The sequence below is a fragment of the Larkinella harenae genome, assembly GCF_054780515.1.
The window spans coordinates 434295-453834 of record NZ_BAAGWE010000001.1 but is presented as its reverse complement, the minus strand read 5'-3'; the positions used below and the strand labels follow the sequence as shown (position 1 = coordinate 453834).

Below are 19540 nucleotides of genomic sequence, written 5' to 3'. Positions count from 1 at the left end.
CGACAAATAGCGTCTATGAACAGAAACTCAATAAGCAACTGACAATCAATACTCTTCTATCAAAGGCGGATTATAATACGCCTTAATTTCTTCTTCCGACGGCTTTTTGGCGGGCCGTACCACCCGAAAACCGACAAACGACGCGCTGGTCAGCCACCACTCGCTTTTGGGAGCCTGCGGATCAAGCATTTTCCAGGCCGGAGCCGAGGGCGTCCGGGCGGCCGAGCGCAAAACTGCCGGATCATCATCCCAGGACCCGCCCCGCACCGCGTTCGGATACAGTTGCGTTACTTTGGCAAACGGCTCCTTCACTTCACCTTTGGCTTTCTTGGCGTAATAGTCCGGATAATACTGGTCGAGGGTCCACTCCATCACATTGCCGTGCATATCGTGCAATCCCCAGGGATTCGGTTTCTTTTTTCCAACCTGCTTGTACGAACCGTCACTATTGCCGTTGAACCAGGCGAATTCGCCCAATTTTTTGGCATCTGCCCCGAACGAGTATGGAGTTGTGGTACCGGCCCGGCACGCATATTCCCATTCCGCTTCGGTCGGCAGCCGGTAGAAAATGCCGGTCTTGGCATACAGCCAGGCACAAAAATGAATGGCCGAATACTGCGTCATGTTGATGGCCGGATGACCCGCCCGGCCCATGCCAAACGACATATCCACGTACGGCGGACTCGGGCGCGTGGCCGCATCGGTTTTTGCCATATCAAAACCGGGATTCTTCGCGGCCATTTCCTTTTCCATATTGTAGAAAGAAAACAGGTCGAATAAATCCCAGGTCACTTCCATTTTTCCCATCCAGAACGGCTCGATGGTTACCTTATGCTGTGGACCTTCATCAGCTTTGCGGCCTTTTTCGTTGGCGGGGCTCCCCATCATAAACGTTCCGCCCGGAATAGCAACCATATCGTATACCTGCGTACTACCAGGAATGGGCTGCGTATAAGACTTCGTTACATCATCGGTCACCTGTGCCTGACTGCTCGCTGAAATCACACACGCAAGGCTAACCACTGCAATAAACTTTCGCATGAATCGGGTTAATGGATTAAGCTCTAAACCAGATAAAGAAAAACTGAGCGGAAATTTACCACATTCGTCCGAAAATTCTATCATGCTCCACCCGAATAGGCCGTGGTTTCCACCCCGAACCCACCCGAATACCTTCGGCGATCCAACTCAGGTTGTGTATCTTTGCGTACGATGAATTATTTATCCGCAGAAAATCTCTCCAAATCCTTCGGCGACAAATGGTTATTCCGCAACGTAACGTTGGGACTGAGCCGGGGGGATAAGGTTGCTATCGTTGGTGCCAACGGTACCGGCAAGTCCACATTATTGTCAATCCTGTCCGGCCAGATTCCTCCCGACGAGGGGCTGGTCAGCATTCGCAAAGATATCTCGGTCGGCTTTCTGGATCAGCAACCGCAGCTGGACGATGCCCTGACGGTGATGGAGATCGTCTTAACGGGCGACAATCCGGCGCTCACGGCCATCCGGCAGTACGAACAGGCGCTGCTTTCCGACAACCCGTCCGTGCTTGACCGCGCCATGCAACAGATGGATACGCTGCAAGCCTGGGATTACGAAACCCAGATGAAGCAAATTCTGGGGCAGTTGGGCATCCACGACGTGACACAGCAGGTTTCGACGCTTTCGGGTGGGCAGCGCAAACGGGTGGCGATGGCTCAGGTACTGATTGAAAACCCGGATCTGCTGATCATGGATGAACCGACCAACCACCTTGATCTGGAAACCATCGAGTGGCTGGAAAATTATTTATCGACCAACAATTCCACCCTGCTGCTCGTATCGCACGACCGGTATTTTCTGGACCGGGTTTGCAACCAGATTGTTGAGCTCGACCAGCAGACGCTTTTCAGTTATAAAGGCAATTACGCCTATTTTCTGGAAAAGAAGGCCGAACGGCAGGCGACTTTTGCCGCCGAAGTGGATAAAGCCAAAAACCTCTTCCGGCGCGAGCTGGACTGGATGCGCCGGCAGCCCAAAGCCCGCGGTACCAAAGCGCAGTACCGAATCGATGCGTTTGAGGATGTAAAGGAAAAAGCGCACCAACGACTGAACAACGACCAGCTAGAGCTCAATATCCGGACGCAGCGGCTAGGCAGTAAAATCATCGAACTCGAAAACGTCAGCAAACGGTTTGGCGACAAAACCCTGCTCGACCATTTTACGTACACCTTCCGGCGCAACGACCGTATCGGTATCATTGGCAAGAACGGGATGGGTAAAACCACCCTGCTCAATATGATTACGGGTGAGCTGCGGCCCGATTCCGGCAAAATTGTTACGGGCGGAACCGTTAAAATTGGGTATTATACCCAGTCGGACCTGGTCATTCCGGAAAACCAGCGGGTGATCGATGTGGTCCAGGAAGTGGCCGAAGTGATCAAGCTGGGAACGGGCGAAACCGTAACGATTTCCCAGTTTTTGCAGCATTTCCTCTTCGACCGCGCCAAGCAGTACGATTACGTGCACAAGCTGTCGGGGGGCGAAAAACGGCGTCTGCAATTGCTGCTTGTCCTGGTGCAGAACCCGAACTTCCTGATTCTGGATGAGCCAACGAACGATCTGGACATTACCACGCTGAATGTTCTGGAAGAATTTCTGCTGAATTTCCCTGGTTGCATACTGCTGGTGTCGCACGACCGTTATTTCATGGATCGGCTGGTTGATCACACCTTTGTTTTTGAGGGCAACGGCAAAGTCCGCGACTTTCCGGGCAATTACACCGACTACCGCGAGCGCAAAGCGAGCGAACCCGCCGAACGCAAACCGGTCGAAAAACCGAAGGTCGTTCCGGCGGCTCCGGCACCGGAAAACAAGCCCGCTGCCACCGCCGAAACCAAGCGAAAGCTCTCGTTTAAGGAACAGCGAGAATATGAATCATTAGAAAAAGAAATTGAGGAACTTGAACAACGAAAAAGCCGTTTACTCGATCAGTTGAACAGTGGAACCGCCAACCACGAAGAGTTAACCGCGTGGGCCCGGGAAATTGAGCAAACCGACCAACAAATTTCCGAAAAATCCGACCGCTGGCTTGAGCTGGCGGAATATATTTAATTTCGAATGACCGGGCCGCCGATGCGGTTGACGATAGAATAAGTGACTAAGTGCGCCACGTTTTGCTTCCGCACGGAGCTATTCACTTATTCTATCATTCAGTCATTCTATCATTAACAGCCATGACCCAGATCGCCGAATTCTTTCAATACTTACTCAACTCTGAGGAAATCATTCGAACCGGTGGTCTGGTGCTGATCACACTGATTATTTTCGTCGAAAACGGCATCTTCTTCGGCTTCTTTCTGCCGGGCGATTATCTGCTGTTTCTGTCGGGCGTTTTTGCCGGAACCCGAATTCTGGACGTGCCGCTCATGCTGCTGCTGGCCTGTATTCTGGGGGCAGCCATTGTGGGGTCGCTGGTGGGGTATCTGACAGGGCGGTATTTCGGGGATCGGTTGCAAAACCGCCCGGATTCGTTGTTTTTTAAGAAAAAATACATTGAAACAACCCGCGAATATTTCCTGAAGTACGGCAGCCGAACCCTTATTGTCGCCCGGTTTCTGCCCGTTGTCCGCACGTTCGCGCCGATTCTATCCGGCCTGATTCGGATGAATTTCCGGTATTTTATGCTGTACAATATCGTCGGCGGGGCAGTCTGGGTGGTATCCCTGGTGGGGGGCGGGTATTATTTTGGCGAGAAATTCCCCTGGATCGTCGATTACGTTCATTACATCATCATCTTCTTCCTGGCTATCACCACGTTTACGGTGATCCGGGGCTATCTCAACGCCCGGAAAGAAATGAAGCAGGAAAAAGAAACCGTTAGCGAATAAAAACCATCATGGCCTCTCGTACCGACCAAACGGTATTCACCGGCCACTGCTGTCGGCAAGGGCTGCCGCTTTTGTCCGGGCCACACATTCTGCATCACCGCATTCGCCGTAAAACACCAACGAGTGGGATTCCACCTGAAATTGCAGGGTATCACCTACGGTGGTTTTAATCAGTTGCAAACGCGGATCGCAGAATTCAATCACCCGGTGGCAGTTGACGCAAATTAAATGCGCGTGCTGCTGCCGACCCAGCGCCTTTTCAAACCGGCTTTTCGTATTGTCTTCATCACCAAACTGGTTTTTACGCACCAGCCCGCAGTCAACCAGTACATCCAGTGTGTTGTAAACCGTAGCCCGGCTAACGGCAAACGCCCGCTGATGCATGGCTTGGTATAAATCTTCCGCATCGAAATGATCATCCCGAGAGTAGACCTCCTCCAGGATGGCAAACCGTTCCGACGACCGTCGCAGTCCTTTTCGCAGGAGATACTCTTCCAGTTTTGTGCGCGCCGTCGTAATCAAAGAACTCGTCGAATCCAGCATATCAGTTGTGATGTGATGGCTCCACAATGCTGAAGTCATGCACTTGAAAAACCGTTACAGCCCAGAGAACCGTTCTTGAGCCAGAAATCTATTTAGACTAATTTCAAACAAAAATACAATCTAAACAAATCCCGCGCAACTGATTTGCCAACGATTACGGCACGACGAGATTTATCGTTGACCGGCTACTGGTACCATTTGGCGTACATTACATAATTATTGGCCGTGCGCATAAAGACTTCGCCTAGCTCGGGGGTCACGTTTTTCAGAAAACGGGCGGGATTTCCGGCGTAGATCGTTCCGGGCGGCACGACGGTATGCTGGGTTACAATGGCACCAGCGGCAATAATAGACCCGGATCCGATCACAGCACCGTCCATAACAATAGCCCCCATGCCAATCAGCACCTGATCTTCTATCGTACACCCGTGCACAATGGCGTTATGGGCAATCGAGACGTAGCTTCCAATAGTTGTTTTGAATTTCTGGTAGGTACAATGAATCACAGCGCCATCCTGCACATTGCAATAATCCCCCAGCGTGATCGAATTAACATCACCCCGCACTACCGCATTGAACCAGACGGTACAGTTTCGGCCCATCACAACTTCACCCACAATGGTGGCGTTATCTGCAAACCAGCATTCTTCGCCGGTCTGCGGATGAATACCACGAACAGATTTTATTAATGCCATCTTGGTTAAATTCTATTTTATCAGTTAATTACGAACAAACCTTTCAACTAAATAGCGGTTTTTTCAGATAAAAAGCCACTTTCAGACCGTTGACTATAAAAAGCGCCAGAAAAACAATCAATTCGTACCTTTGTAAGTCAGCATATTTTCACTGCATGAACCGTAGCAGAATAAAATCCTGTCTATTAGCACACCGTTACCTTTCTTTTCTGTTGTTTCGACAATGGTATAAAGTCCCTGTTTTTCTGCTATTCATAGCCGCTTCCACGGGTTGGGCCCAGCAGCCGTCGCGGGCTGATCAGATGAATGACGAGCAGATCATCGAATTTTACCAGCGCGCCCAGGCCAGCGGGTTAACAGAAATGCAAATCGAACAGGCCGCCATGTCGCAGGGCTATACAGTGAGCGATATTGCCAAAATGCGGCAGCGCATGGCCAAAATGAAGCAACAGTCGAACCGTAGCAGCCAGGCGGGTACCGATAGCCTCTTCAACCGAACCCAGCAGGGCCAGCTTTCGCAGCGACCGTATGAACTTGATAGCCTGAGTTTGCTCCGACGTGATACAACCCGGCGTCCGTACATTTTCGGTGCATCCCTCTTTAAAGGCACGGCCTTAACCTTCGAGCCCAATCTTCGCATTGCTACGCCCCGTAATTACGTGGTCGGCCCCGACGACGAACTGGTGGTGGAAATTTACGGCAACTCGTCCGAAAGCTTCCGGTTGCCCGTTAGTCCCGAAGGGTCGGTTCGGATGCTGAATTTGGCCCCCATTTTCGTCAGCGGTTTAACCATTGAGCAGGCCGAGCAACGAATCATTGGCCGGCTTCGGCAGGCGTATCAGGGCTTAAACCGACCCGGCAGCGGCACATTCGCTTCGGTAACGCTGGGAAATATTCGCAGCATCCGGGTTACGATGGTGGGGGAAGTAGTCAGGCCCGGAACCTACACCATTTCGTCGCTCGCAACGGCTTTTAACGCCCTCTACCTGGCGGGTGGGCCCAATCCCGAAACCGGTTCATTCCGGGATATTCAGGTGATTCGCAACAACCGGGTCATCCGCACCATTGACCTGTACGATTACCTGCTTCGGGCGGATAAGAAAGATGACATTCGTCTGCTGGATCAGGACGTAATTCGGGTAAACGACTACGGCGTTCGAGTGGAAATGGTCGGGCAGGTGAAACGCCCGGCGATTTACGAAATCAAATCCGGCGAAACCCTCAAAAATGTACTGGCTTTTGCGGGCGGTTTTACGGATCGGGCGTATACTTTTTCGGTGACCCTGCGCCGGAACACGCCCCGCGAACTACGCATTTCGACCATTACGCAGGAACAACTGGCTAGCTTCGTGCCGCAGTCGGGAGATCGCTATACAATTGGCGAAATCCTTAACCGGTATGAAAACCGGGTGCAGGTAACGGGGGCGGTAATGCGCCCGGGCGACTATGCGCTGGGCGACGAAATCACCTCCGTCCGCTCGTTAATTAAACGGGCAGAAGGATTACGGAACGACGCTTTCCTGAATCGCGGTATTTTATACCGGGAACGCGAGAATACGGACCTGGAAGCAATTCCATTCGACGTTGGACGACTGATGCGCAACGAAACCGACGATATTTCGTTGCTGCGGCAGGATAGTGTTCATATCTACTCCGTCCGGGACCTGCGCGAACCTTACTACGTCAGCATTGAGGGCGCTGTCAACCGACCCGACACCATTCCGTTCATCGCCAACCTAACCGTTACGGATTTAATCGCGCTGGCGGGCGGTTTTCAGGAGGGCGCTACACCTACCCGAATCGAAGTGGCCCGGCGCATTCGCGAGGATACGACAAAGATGACTGGACGCGAAACCGTTCAGATCTTTCAATTTGCCATTGATCGGGATCTAAACCTGCAACCAGCGGAAGCCCGGTTTCTGCTCAAACCCTTCGATATCGTCTACGTCCGAACTTCTCCCCGGTACGAACTCCAGCAGAATGTAGCGGTGTATGGCGAAGTGATGCATCCCGGCAATTACGCCATTGAATCGCGGGCAGAACGGATTTCGGACGTAGTCCGGCGTGTAGGTGGGCTCAAACCTGAAGCCTATTTGCCAGGGGCGCGTTTCTCCCGGCGCGGAGTCGTGATTGCAACCAACCTAGGTGCTATTCTGGAGGACCCGGGCGTGGCCGGTAACTTGCTGCTGGAAGCCGGTGATTCCATTATTATTCCCAAACGCCCCGAAACCGTCACCATTCAGGGCGCCGTTCTGAATCCGTCGACGGTTGGTTATACCGAAGGATTTAGCTTTAGAGATTACGTTACACAGGCCGGGGGCTACACCGACAATGCGCGCCAAAAGAAGACGTACGTGGTGTATGCCAATGGGCTAAAAGACCGCACCAAACGGTTTCTGTTTTTCAGAAAATACCCGAAAGTCGAACCCGGTTCACGCGTGATTGTGCCGTTCGGGCCACTGACCGAAGAACGACGCCTGTCTGCGGGAGAACGGATTGGTCTGATTTCGGTGATCGGAACCATGACCGTCACATTAACGACCGTTGTGATCAACCTGGTTCGATTATTTGGAGAGTAAACTTTCAGCGCCACATTTATCAGGTCGCTTCATGTCTGCAACAACGCAAAAAACATCAACAGTCCCGGAAACAGACGACGATCTGATTCAGATCCGACCGGGTGACATCTGGAAGTTCTTACAACGCAGCCAAAAAGCCGTGCTGGTATTTGCAGCCATAGGCGCTTTGATCGGCGTCTATTACGCATTTTCCAAACCGGATGAATTCAAATCGGAAGTGATTGTTATGCCGGAAGCGGCCGCCGGCAGTTCGGGCGGAGCAAGTAACCTGGGTTCTCTGGCGGGGCTGGCCGGGATTAGCCTGGATAAAGCGGGCAGTGATGTGATCCGCCCCGATCTGTATCCCAAGGTTCTCCAAAGTATTCCCTTCGCCCTGGATTTATTGAAAAAACCGGTTTATTCCAAGACCTACGGAACCACCATGCCCCTGGAAACGTACCTGAGACGCCAACGCCAGGAAACGGCTTTGCAGCGGCTAACCGGTGATGCCGACAATCCTCCGCCCGCAAAACCGTCGCCGGTTAACCTGCCTGATCCCAAAAATTACAGCAAAGCCCTGCAGGTTTCGCCCGAAGAAGAAGGACTGGCGGCTACACTGATCAACCGCATTACAACAACCTACGAGCGACAAACCGGCATTGTCGATATTGAAGTTAGTATGCCCGACCCCGTGGTGGCGGCTACCGTCGCCCGGTTATCGCTTGAGTACCTGACCAATTACATCACCAGCTACCGGACGCAGAAAGTCCGGAATCAAGAGCGTTTTCTAAAGGAACAGGTGGAGCACGCCCGTCGTCGGTACCAGGCTGCAGAGTACGAGCTGGAAAGCTACCGCGACCGCAACCGGAGCCTGTACAGCGGCTTGGCCCGCATTGCCGAACAACGCCTTCAGGCCGACTTTCTGCTCGCGCAGAATGTATACAACGATTTATCCCGGCAACTGGAGCAAACCAAAATCCGGGTAGAGGAAGAAACGCCGGTTTTTAAAATGCTGGAACCGCCCCGCATTCCACTCCGCCCGAGCGCCCCCAAACGGACGCTGATTATTTTTGGGGCGCTGGTGGCGGGTGCTTTTGCCGGTTTAGCATGGACATTGGTAAAAACCGTTTTAGGAAAGAAAACCGTAAACTGACGAACCAAATAGCGATATGAAAACAGCCTTGATTTGTGGGGTTTCAGGCCAGGACGGAGCCTATCTGGCACATTTTTTACTCCAGAAAGGATACCAGGTGTATGGTGGTTCGCGCGACGCACAAATGTCGTCGTTTCAAAATCTGACCAAATTAAACATCCGTGATCAGGTAAAGCTGGTTTCGGTCAATATCAACGATTTTCGCAGCGTGTTACAAACCCTGTTGAAGGTTCGGCCCGACGAAGTTTATAACCTGGCCGGCCAAAGTTCGGTTGGACTGTCGTTTGAACAACCCGTCGAAACCCTCGAAAGCATTAGCGTGGGCACACTGAACTTACTGGAAGCCATCCGGTTTAGCGAACTACCTATTCGGCTCTACAACGCCGGATCGAGCGAGTCGTTTGGGGATACGGGCCGTTTGGCGGCCAATGAAGAAACGCCCTTCCGCCCCCGCAGCCCGTACGGAGTTGCCAAAGCTGCGGCTTTCTGGCAAGTGGCCAATTACCGCGAAGCCTATCAGCTGTTTGCCAGCACGGGTATTCTGTTCAACCACGAGTCTCCGTTGCGTCCCGAACGGTTTGTCACCCGCAAAATTGTAGCGACAGCCTGCCGGATTGCCCAGGGTAGCACGGAAAAACTAACCCTGGGAAACATTGACATTGCCCGCGACTGGGGCTGGGCTCCCGACTATGTAGAAGCCATGTGGCTGATGCTCCAGCAAGCGCAACCCGACGACTACGTCATTGCCACGGGGCATACCCGCAAACTGAAGGATTTTATCCGCATCGTCTTCGAACAGGTCAATTTAGATTGGGAAGAACACATCCAGATTGATCCTTCGTTTTTCCGGCCCACCGACCTAGCCGAAGGCAACGCCAACCCAGCTAAAGCACTCTGGCATTTCGGTTGGGTTGCCAAGCACAAAATGGAAGACGTAGCCCGGTTAATGGTTGAAGCTCAACTCAACGGGGTGGCTCTTCCGACTGTCTCCTGATTCTTTTTTCATGCTAGGCATAAAAGTCCAGAACCTGAGTACCACCGTCCGAAAGGGCTTTGCCAACGCTGGCTGGGTTTTCTTCGACCGCATCTTCCGCATGGCTACGGCCTTGCTGGTGGGCGTCTGGTCGGCCCGCTACCTGGGGCCGTCGCAGTTTGGTTTGCTCAATTTTGCGTCTGTTTTCCCCACGGCTCTGACCTCGCTGGCCGGTCTGGGGCTGGCCAATGTGCTCATCACCGAGATTGTCCGCAATAAGGAGTATCCCGAAAACCAGCTCCTGGGAACGGGCTTTTTTCTCCGTCTTCTGGCCGGGACCGTTTCCTTTCTGGGCATTACGCTGGTTGTCCACACGCTGTACAACGATCAGCCGGTTTTGCAGGCCATGATTCTGTTCACCAGTTCGGTTCTGATTTGCCAGAGTCTGGACGTTATCGATCTTCATTTCCAGTCGCGGGTTAAAGCCCGGTTGTCGGTTGTCGCCAAATCCGTTGCCTTCGCCCTGTCAACGGTTTTGCGGGTTTATTTTCTGGCCAATCAGTTCAGCCTGGTTGCTTTTTCTTCGGTCGTTTTTGTTGAAGTCAGTTTGTCTGCCCTGATTTTGGTCGTTATTTACAACCGGCAGGAAGACCAGCATATTTTGAAGTGGCGTTTCAACAGTCGGCTGGCGCGCCATCTGCTGTCGTTGTCGTGGCCCCTGATGATCACGGATTTTTTCATCTTTATCTACATGCGCTGCGACCAGTTTATGCTGAAGGAGCTGGCGACAGATGTAGAATTGGGGAAATTCAGTGCGGCCCTGCGGCTTTCGGAGGTTTGGTATTTCATCGCAACGGCCATCACGTCCTCCTTCTACCCCACAATTGTTAATTTAAAAACCCAGAGTGAGGAAGCTTTTCAGCGGGCTTATCGCAGGCTACTGAGCCTATTGATTTTTATCAGCATCCTGATCGCACTTTTCATTACCCTCGCAGCACCTTATCTCACCGCCTTTCTGTATGGTCAGCAATACACCGGCGTCGATGATATTCTGGTCATTCACATCTGGTCAGCGGTATTTGTTTTTATGGGTTCAGGAAGTAGCTACTGGTTCCTTTTGCACAACAAACAGCGCCTGTTGCTGGTAAAAACCATCAGTGGGGCAGTGGTCAACATTCTCCTGAATTTCGTTCTAATTCCCCGATACGGAGCCGTCGGTACTTCCATTGCCACCTTAGTAGCGCAAATGACGACGGCTTTTCTCATGAACTACCTTATTCCCCAGGCTCGACCGGTTTTTTTCGCTCAGATAGCCGCCATCCGGGACGTTCTGAAACTTACGTTTATACAGGGCCGGTTTGACGGTAAAAACTCATAGCTGCACCAGAGTCGTGCGGCCTTATTTCGCCATTGGCTAAAAATCAACTTCTTATTGTTGATAATATGTTGTTTTTTTGCGCCGTATAAAAGTCTCTGCCAAACTATTCTCTGATGATCGGATTTCTTCTTGGTAAGCTGCTGCAAATTCTACCGTATGAATATGGGGTAAGCTACAACAACTACAAGACATTGAGCCGCGAATTTGGCCATTTCAAAAGCGCCAAAAAATGGCAATCCATTGACAAGAATGAAAAACCAATCCCCTGGTACACGTACCCGGCCATTGAATTTATCAACCAACTGGACTTATCGGATAAAACCGTTTTTGAGTACGGTTCCGGCAACTCAACCCTGTTCTGGGCCAGCCGCTGCCGCAAAGTAGTAGCTATCGAAAGCAATAAAGAATGGTATAACACCATCCGGTCCCGGCTTCCTCAGAACGTCACTTACCACCTGATCGAAGACCAGGACGCTTATATCAACGCCATTCACCAATACCCAGAACCGTTCGATATCATCATTGTCGACGGCGACGCCCGGTTTCGCTGTACCGCCAGCGCCCTCAATCAGCTAACCCCAACTGGTTTTTTCATTCTTGATAATTCCGACTGGCACCCTAAGTCCTCCAAACTACTGCGGGAGTCCGGCCTGATCGAAATCGACATGGCGGGCTTCAATCCGATCAACGGATATACCACCACCACGTCGTTTTATCTGTCGCGGCAAGTTGATTTCAAACCCGCCAATGATCGCCAACCCGTACACGGTATTGGTAGCATGCCCAATTCGGCCGACGAATAATTATTTCTATTAACTACCTGATCTGTCGGGCCTAATCCTATTTTTCAAACCGAGCTGGCAACTTTTTTGGGCTGGATGCTGTCTTAAAAAGTAGCTCTACGGTTTTCTATTGTTCGTCGAAAATGCCCGAACCGCATATTGCTTCCGGACAAACCGACGTTACTTTATTGTATGTAATCAAGCGAAGAGGCTTTTTTTAACCTACTAACCTCAACGTACTGATGCAGTTTGACGTACCCATTCTGTTTTTATTGTTCAATCGTCCCGATCTCGGTCGTCAGGTGCTCGATCGTATCCGGCAGATTCAGCCCCGGGAACTCTTTGTATCCATCGATGGCCCCCGGCCCAACCATCCGACCGATGCCCAGCAAGTGGCCGAAAGCATTGCCTTGCTGGATGAAATCGACTGGCCCTGTAGTGTTCACCGCCTAATTCAGAACCAGAATCTGGGCTGTAGACGGGCTGTTAGCACGGCCATCACCTGGTTTTTCCAGCAGGTGGAAATGGGGATCATTCTGGAGGATGACTGCCTGCCAGATCCCACGTTTTTTACATTTTGCCGCGAAAACCTGCACTATCACCGTGATAACGCAACGATCATGCACATTTCCGGCGTCAATTTTCAAAAGGGGCAGTGGCACGGCGACGGTTCGTATTTTTACACCAAGATATGTCACGTCTGGGGTTGGGCCAGCTGGCGCCGGGCCTGGGCCAAGTACGATGCCAACCTGAGCACGTACCCGAAGTTTCGGAAGCAAAACCGCATTGCCGATCTGTTCAGTGATCCTAAAGTGCAACAATACTGGATCGAATCGTTCGACAGCGTTCTGGCCGGACGGGTGAACAGTTGGGCGTACCCGTGGGTTTACACCATCTGGATCAACAACGGTCTTTGTATTTATCCGAACCAGAATCTGATCACCAACATTGGTTTTGGCGGAGAAGCCACCCACACCCGGGAAGACGACGATTCGCTCGCCAATCAGCCACTGGAAGTGATGACGGAAGTCAAGCATCCGACCTTTCTGATTGAAAACATGGTGGCAACCGATTACTCGACCAACAAGTATTTTAAAAAGCCGGGCTGGGTAACCATTAAAACAGAAAGTCTGAAAAGACGTCTTGGGCTGAAAAATTTGCCTTATTTTTAAGCCTGTTCACCACGCATAACGCCAGCGATCGCCTGTATGACCTGCCATATTTGCAATACCCCTTCGAACGACTCTTTCCAGGTGAAAGTATTGTTCAAATATGATGTCACGTATTACCGTTGCCACGAATGCGGATTCATTCAAACTGAAACGCCCTACTGGCTCCCGGAAGCGTATGAATCGGTGATTACGTCGCTGGATTTGGGGCTGGTTTCACGGAACCAGTTCTGGGCACCTACCGTCGAAGCGATTATTCGAAAGTGGTTTCGGCCCCAAGGCCCGTTTCTGGACTATGGCGGAGGGTATGGACTTTTCGTGCGGATGATGCGTGACCGCGGGTTTCCGTTTATCCGGCAGGATCAATACTGCGACAACCTGTTTGCCAAGCATTTTGACATCACCGACCAACCGCCGGATCAAACCTATGAATTGATTACGGCTTTTGAAGTATTCGAACACCTTGTCGATCCCGTTGCAACCGTGGAGCAGATGCTTCAGACGGGCAAAAGTATTTTATTTACCACCAAACTACAGCCCAATCCCAACGTCACGCCCGAAACCTGGTGGTATTTTATTCCCGAAACCGGTCAGCATGTTTCGCTTTATAGTTTAAAATCACTCCACCGGCTTGCTCAGCGCTTTGGTTTACAACTCTATAGCGATGGGCACGATTTACACCTGATGACCGCAAAAACCGTCAGCCCAACCTGGCTTCGCTGGTTTACCGATCCGCGAAAAGCCCGTTTATACAATCGGTTTCATTCTTACTCGGCTTTGTCGCTATTGGACCGCGATTTCCAGCAAGTTTATGATGAATTGAAAAATCAGCCAAAAGCCGATTCGCTGACGCAATAAGAAATCGTCGATTTAGCCGAAATTGCTGTCTCAGAGCGTCCTAAACGATGAAAAGTAGCTCATAAATACGAGTCGTTAATCTTTTTTGATCACTTTATCGTTTATTTTGTAGTTAATACCATCTACCTAAAAATAAACGCGCAAACGTGACACCGCTTCCGGCTCCTCTGTTCGATGTGCCTCCGCCATTCGATGTACCTGTCCTTTTCATTTTATTTAACCGCCCTAACCACGCTCGCCGGGTATTTGAACGCATTCGTCACGTGCAACCCCGACAATTATTCGTATCCATCGACGGCCCCCGGCCCAATCATCCCACTGATGCCGAGAATGTGGCCCAATGCATGGCTCTCCTGAATGAAGTGGACTGGCCCTGCCAGGTTCAGTTACTAACGCAGGATCAAAACCTGGGCTGCAAGCGAGCCGTCAGTACCGCCATCACCTGGTTTTTTCAGCAGGTGGAAATGGGCATTATTTTGGAAGATGATTGCCTGCCCGATCCCACGTTTTTTACGTTTTGCCGGGAAAACCTTTGGCATCACCTCCATGACACGGCCATCATGCACATTGGCGGTATCAATTTGCAAAATGGGCGTTGGTATGGCAAGGGGTCGTATTTTTACACCAAAATCTGCCACGTCTGGGGCTGGGCCAGCTGGCGTCGGGCCTGGGAGAAATACGATGTGAATATGACCACCTACCCGGAATTTAAAACGGAGGGCTTAATCAAGGACATCTTCACGGACCCGCAGGTGCAGGAATTCTGGACCGAATCGTTCGACGGTACCTTCAACGGCGTCATCGATACCTGGGACTTTCAATGGTGTTATTCGATCTGGATCAACAATGGTCTGTGTATTTATCCGAATCAAAACCTTATTTCCAACATCGGTTTCGGCGGAGAAGCCACCCATACCAAAGAGAACAACGAGATTTTTGCAAACAAACCCGTGCAACCGCTGCACGAAGTCATTCACCCCCGGTTTATGATCGAAAATCAGCAGGCAACTGATTATTCGCTGCAAAACTATTTTCGGAAACTAACCCGGCTCAAAAGGCGGGTAGAAGCCATTAAAAAGAAAACCGGCTTTGGAAATATGAAAATCACGTTCAAGAAGCATCTGCTTCCCTGAAAGATTACTGCATGAAGATATTCTTTGATCACCAAACTTTCTCCCAACAAAACTACGGCGGTATTTCCCGGTACTTCTGTGAATTAATTGCCGGTATCAACCAATCTACCAACGCTCATCAGGCTCATTTATCACTCCTGGTTTCCAACAACGCGCATTTGAAGGAAAAGGGCCTCCGGGCCCTGCCTTTCTTCCCGGGGCAGCCCTTTTCGAGAACACAGCCGTATGTCTACCGGCTCAATAAAATGTTTAACCGGCTGGAAATGCAAACCCGGCCATACGACGTTTTTCACGCTACGTATTACGAACCGTATTTTCTTGATCCTATTGGGAAACGTCCTTCCGTAGTCACGTTTCTGGACATGATTCACGAAAAATACCATACGGTTTTTCCCGAACTGGCCGCCGATCATCAGGTAATGGCCTGGAAAAAAGAGGTGGTCAACCGGGCAACGGCCATCATCGCCATTTCAGAGAACACCAAACGGGATCTGGTTGATTACTACAACATTCCGCCGGAGCGGGTTCGGGTCATCTACCTGGGATCATCGGTTTCGGTTGAATCCCAACCAGCCGAGCCGTCCGCCAAAGCCCCTTACCTGCTGTTTGTAGGCAACCGGGGCATGTACAAAAACTTTAGCCTTTTTATTCAGGCGGTGGCTCCCTTGCTGCGAGCGCAGCAAGTTCGGGTTATTTGTGCGGGTGGAGGAGCTTTCTCAGCCAGTGAAATCGCGTTTTTGCAGCAGTTAAACATCAGCAACCTGGTTGATCAGCAACCGATCAACGATTTAACCCTTCGAACGCTTTACAGCCAGGCGCTGGCCTTTGTCTTTCCTTCTCTCTACGAGGGCTTCGGCATTCCGGTACTGGAAGCTTTCGCCTGTGGGTGTCCGTGTCTGCTCAGCAACCGAAGTTCTTTGCCCGAAATCGCGGGAACCGCAGCGGTCTATTTCGACCCGGAGAATGCGGATTCGATACATAATGCCGTTGAACAACTCCTCACCCAACCCATGCTGCGTCAGCAACTCAGGGAACAGGGACGGCACCAGTTACAGCTTTTTTCCTGGGAAAAAACCGTTCGGGAAACGCTCGATCTTTACCAAAGTTTGTAATTGTCCGTTTCCCGCTCAGAAAGAGTGTTCTAAATCTGCTCAATAGCCGGGTTGCAATTTCTATCTTTGTGGCTTGTAGAGCCTTGAACTATTTCGGCTCAAGGCTATTCGTGTTTTGCCTATGCTGCCATTGGTTTCTATTATCACCGTCTGTTACAATAGCCAGAAACACATTGAACAAACCATTCAATCGGTTGTCAATCAATCCTATACCCCTATTGAGTACATTCTGGTCGATGGAAAATCGAATGACCAAACCGTGGCAATCATTGAACACTATGCCCGGCAGTTTCCGAATCAAATCCGGTATATCTCCGAACCCGATACCGGCATTTACAACGCCATGAACAAAGGCATCCGGATGGCAACCGGCGAGCTGATCGGTATTATCAACAGCGACGACTGGTACGAATCCGATGCGGTGGAACGGGTTGTCGAAGTCTACCAAAAGTTTGGACAGGCGGTTTACCACGGCATTCAGCGGACGTTTCGGGATGAACAGGAAGCGTTTCTGATTCAGACGCACGCCAGCCAGCTGCCCAAAGGCAACATTGAACACCCAACCTGTTTTATCCCGGCTGCCATTTACCAAACCCACGGGTTATTCAGCGAACAGTACCGGTACGTCAGCGATTATGAGCTCATGTTACGTTTGCTAAAGAATGAGGTTCCTTTTATTCCCCTGAATGCCGTTCTTAGTAACTTCCGACAGGGGGGCGCTTCTCACAAGGCCGAAGCCGTCTGGGAAACGCTACGACTTTGGAACGAAAAAGGAATGCTGACCCGGCAGCAATACCTAACCTGGCTTTATAAAGACAAACTGAAAATATACACCAAACGGCTGACAGGCCGCGCGTAATGAGGATAAGCATGCTGCTTTATATCGCCCTGCTGATTGGTTTGTTCGGAACCGTAACGAACCTGATTTTTATCAGCCCGCTACCGTCGCTGCTGGCCCTTGCCGTTCTGCCGTATCTGCTGCTCCGCCACACGGTTTTCGTTATACCACGGTTTATTTACTACCTCTATATCTATTTCCTGATTTCACTGGCGGGCGTACTCATTTACTATCCGGCGTCGTTGCTCAATTTCGGTTTTTATCGGTACGACGGGAATTTCATTATTTCGTACCTGCCACTGCTGCTGATTTTCTTTTTCTCGTACAACATTCCAGTCGACCGGCTTTTCAAACGGTTTCTGATTTTTGCCACCGCCGTCAACGCGCTTGCCTTCGCCCTGAATCTGGTGCTGACCCGATTTGCCGCCATCACCGACTGGGGCAATCCGGAAACGTACTTTCACGGTTTTTTTAAAAGTACCAACGGCGCGGGAGGGTTTATCAGCATCGTGTTGTCGCTCAATATCGTGCTGTTTTTGCAGGAGCGAAAGAAAAAATGGCTGCTGCTGATCCTGCTTAATTTTGTTTTCCTGGTTGCCACCACCTCGCGGGGTTCCATGCTGGGGCTGGCCGCGGGTTTCGCGTTTTACTTTTTTGACCGCACCAACCGGGCTTATCTGATTCGTCTCGCGCTTTTGGGCATCGTCGCCGTACAAGGCGTAGTGTTGTGGTTTGCGTATCCACTTTACGACCGGTATGTCCGCGATGCCGATCTCAGCGAAGCAGGCGCCAACACCTATATTTCACCGATTTTTGGCGAAGTAAGCACCAAATCGGCTAATGTGGCCATCCGGGTGCTGGAAACCTGGCCACGCGCCGTCGATTGCTTTCTGAATTCGCCCCTGGTCGGAACCGGCTTTGGCTCGGTCAACGACACCCCGTTGCGTTACAAAGGCATTCCGTATCTGCTGAGTCTGAACGACCAGCCGAAAAAAGTATTCAACGATGCCCACGCTCACCATTCTTACCTTCATATTCTGGGGGAGCAAGGGCTGCTTGGGCTCGGCGTCTTTCTGCTGTTCTGGCATGCGCTGTATCGGTATCTTAAAAAAGGCTCCGAGAGCTTCGTGCAAAAGTTCTTGCTGGTTTCGTTTTTCAATCTGTCGGTCATGAGTTTTACAGAACACCGGATCACCTCGCCCTCCAATGCCTTGCCGCTTGTGATTGCGCTGTGCTTATACATGTTGAAACGGAATTTTGATACCAAAAAGAAGAACGCGATGGTTCCTGTCGGGAGTCTGGAAAGCAACCTTTAATTTTACTGGTCCAATTTACACCTCACTATGAATCATAAATCAGTTGTTGTCAACGCCCGATTTCTGACGCAACCCGTAACCGGAACGCAGCGCGTAGGCATCGAACTTGGGATGCGGCTAAAGAATCTGTTACCGGATATTACGCTTTTAACGCCCCATAATATTCTCCAGCAGGACATTGCAAGGGATTTAGGTGCTACGGTTTATGGCCGGACCAAAGGCTATATCTGGGAGCAGATTGAAATGCCGTACTACCTGCAAAGCCAGGGCAGTCCGCTATTAGTAAACCTTTGCAATACGGCGCCCGTCGTTTACGACAACAAGATTGTGACGGTATTGGATTTGTCGTTTCACCGGCACCCGGAATGGTTCGATAAAAAGTTTTCCCTGCTCTACAACTTTACGGTTCCCCGCATCGTCAAGAAAGCCCGGAAAGTACTGACAATCAGCGAATACTCACTAAATGACCTGCATCGGTTTTACGATGTTCCCCGGTCTTCGCTGGACATTATTTATCCCAGCATTTCCGACATTTTCCGTTATCCGCCCGCCAAGGGCGACAATCCGTACGGCAAATACATTCTCGCGGTTTCGTCGCTTGATCCCCGTAAGAATTTCAAAAGCTTGATCCAGGCTTTTCAGCAAGCCCAGTTTCCGGATACCAAGCTGGTGATTGTGGGAGCTGCACACAAAGTATTTGCCGATTCGGGTTTGAAAGAGCTTATTGAAAACGATCCTTCGATCATTTTTACCGGGTATATCAGCGACGAGCAGCTGGTTAATCTGTACCAGCACGCCCTGTTTTTTGCGTATCCATCTTATTTCGAAGGCTTTGGTATTCCGCCACTCGAAGCCATGTCGTGCGGTTGCCCTACGCTGGTGTCCAACACGACCAGTTTGCCCGAAGTTTGCGGAGATGCCAGCGTTTACGTTGATCCTTACAATATTGACAGCATCCGCAACGGCCTGGTGAAGCTCTACAGCGACGAAGCACTACGAAAATCCCTCATTGAGAAAGGACGCGGACGGGTCGAACACTTCGACTGGCAGCAATCCGCCGAAAAACTGGCCGGTATCATTACCGATCTTACTCACCCTCAACGCTCTTAGTTACCAACCGGAGAGACCAAGCACCCTGCACGCAATTTACGCGGGGTGTTCCT

17 protein-coding genes are annotated in these 19540 nt (G+C 50.9%); 14 read left to right on the top strand and 3 right to left on the bottom strand.

Features of this window, described 5'->3' with window-relative positions:
* Positions 1-45 precede the first annotated feature (45 nt).
* Positions 46-1041 (bottom strand): formylglycine-generating enzyme family protein, encoded by a 996-nt coding sequence (locus tag ACYVH9_RS01875; protein ID WP_460634590.1) that lies wholly within the window; start codon positions 1039-1041, stop codon positions 46-48.
* 171 nt (positions 1042-1212) lie between these two features.
* On the opposite strand from ACYVH9_RS01875, the gene ACYVH9_RS01870 reads away from it, so the two are divergent.
* Together ACYVH9_RS01870 and ACYVH9_RS01865 are read left to right on the top strand one after the other, a co-directional pair.
* Positions 1213-3093, top strand: coding sequence for an ABC-F family ATP-binding cassette domain-containing protein (locus ACYVH9_RS01870; RefSeq protein WP_460634589.1), 1881 nt, complete (start codon positions 1213-1215; stop codon positions 3091-3093).
* Between the two features lie 122 nt (positions 3094-3215).
* Complete coding sequence (locus ACYVH9_RS01865) at positions 3216-3869, top strand: DedA family protein (RefSeq protein ID WP_460634588.1); 654 nt, start codon at positions 3216-3218, stop codon at positions 3867-3869.
* Between the two features lie 36 nt (positions 3870-3905).
* Here ACYVH9_RS01865 and ACYVH9_RS01860 read toward each other — a convergent pair whose 3' ends face one another.
* Positions 3906-4451 carry a Fur family transcriptional regulator gene (locus ACYVH9_RS01860; protein WP_460634587.1) on the bottom strand — a complete coding sequence of 182 codons (546 nt, stop codon included), beginning with the start codon at positions 4449-4451 and terminating at the stop codon, positions 3906-3908.
* 146 nt (positions 4452-4597) lie between these two features.
* Complete coding sequence (locus ACYVH9_RS01855) at positions 4598-5107, bottom strand: gamma carbonic anhydrase family protein (RefSeq protein WP_460634586.1); 510 nt, start codon at positions 5105-5107, stop codon at positions 4598-4600.
* A gap of 212 nt (positions 5108-5319) precedes the next feature.
* On the opposite strand from ACYVH9_RS01855, the gene ACYVH9_RS01850 reads away from it, so the two are divergent.
* The 12 genes from ACYVH9_RS01850 (at position 5320) to ACYVH9_RS01795 (ending at position 19487) form a co-directional block, all read left to right on the top strand.
* Entirely contained in the window at positions 5320-7686 is a 2367-nt protein-coding gene (locus ACYVH9_RS01850) for an SLBB domain-containing protein (RefSeq protein ID WP_460634585.1), read from the top strand.
* Between the two features lie 31 nt (positions 7687-7717).
* The gene (locus ACYVH9_RS01845) at positions 7718-8818 is read left to right on the top strand and encodes a GNVR domain-containing protein (protein ID WP_460634584.1); all 1101 of its coding nucleotides are present in this window, start codon (positions 7718-7720) and stop codon (positions 8816-8818) included.
* Between the two features lie 16 nt (positions 8819-8834).
* Positions 8835-9812 carry a GDP-mannose 4,6-dehydratase gene (locus ACYVH9_RS01840; RefSeq protein ID WP_460634583.1) on the top strand — a complete coding sequence of 326 codons (978 nt, stop codon included), beginning with the start codon at positions 8835-8837 and terminating at the stop codon, positions 9810-9812.
* 10 nt (positions 9813-9822) lie between these two features.
* Positions 9823-11169: a flippase gene (locus ACYVH9_RS01835; RefSeq protein WP_460634582.1), complete on the top strand. Its 1347-nt coding sequence runs from the start codon at positions 9823-9825 to the stop codon at positions 11167-11169.
* Positions 11170-11282: 113 nt separating this feature from the next.
* Positions 11283-11972, top strand: coding sequence for an O-methyltransferase (locus ACYVH9_RS01830; RefSeq protein ID WP_460634581.1), 690 nt, complete (start codon positions 11283-11285; stop codon positions 11970-11972).
* 221 nt (positions 11973-12193) lie between these two features.
* Positions 12194-13123, top strand: a complete 930-nt coding sequence (locus tag ACYVH9_RS01825; RefSeq protein WP_460634580.1) for a nucleotide-diphospho-sugar transferase — start codon at positions 12194-12196, stop codon at positions 13121-13123.
* A 36-nt stretch (positions 13124-13159) separates the two neighbouring features.
* Positions 13160-13978, top strand: coding sequence for a class I SAM-dependent methyltransferase (locus ACYVH9_RS01820; RefSeq protein ID WP_460634579.1), 819 nt, complete (start codon positions 13160-13162; stop codon positions 13976-13978).
* A 146-nt stretch (positions 13979-14124) separates the two neighbouring features.
* Complete coding sequence (locus ACYVH9_RS01815; RefSeq protein ID WP_460634578.1) at positions 14125-15111, top strand: nucleotide-diphospho-sugar transferase; 987 nt, start codon at positions 14125-14127, stop codon at positions 15109-15111.
* An 11-nt stretch (positions 15112-15122) separates the two neighbouring features.
* Positions 15123-16223 carry a glycosyltransferase family 4 protein gene (locus ACYVH9_RS01810; RefSeq protein WP_460634577.1) on the top strand — a complete coding sequence of 367 codons (1101 nt, stop codon included), beginning with the start codon at positions 15123-15125 and terminating at the stop codon, positions 16221-16223.
* Between the two features lie 121 nt (positions 16224-16344).
* Complete coding sequence (locus ACYVH9_RS01805; RefSeq protein WP_460634576.1) at positions 16345-17082, top strand: glycosyltransferase family 2 protein; 738 nt, start codon at positions 16345-16347, stop codon at positions 17080-17082.
* A gap of 11 nt (positions 17083-17093) precedes the next feature.
* Complete coding sequence (locus ACYVH9_RS01800) at positions 17094-18377, top strand: O-antigen ligase family protein (protein ID WP_460634575.1); 1284 nt, start codon at positions 17094-17096, stop codon at positions 18375-18377.
* A 27-nt stretch (positions 18378-18404) separates the two neighbouring features.
* Positions 18405-19487: a glycosyltransferase family 4 protein gene (locus ACYVH9_RS01795; RefSeq protein ID WP_460634574.1), complete on the top strand. Its 1083-nt coding sequence runs from the start codon at positions 18405-18407 to the stop codon at positions 19485-19487.
* Positions 19488-19540 lie beyond the last annotated feature (53 nt).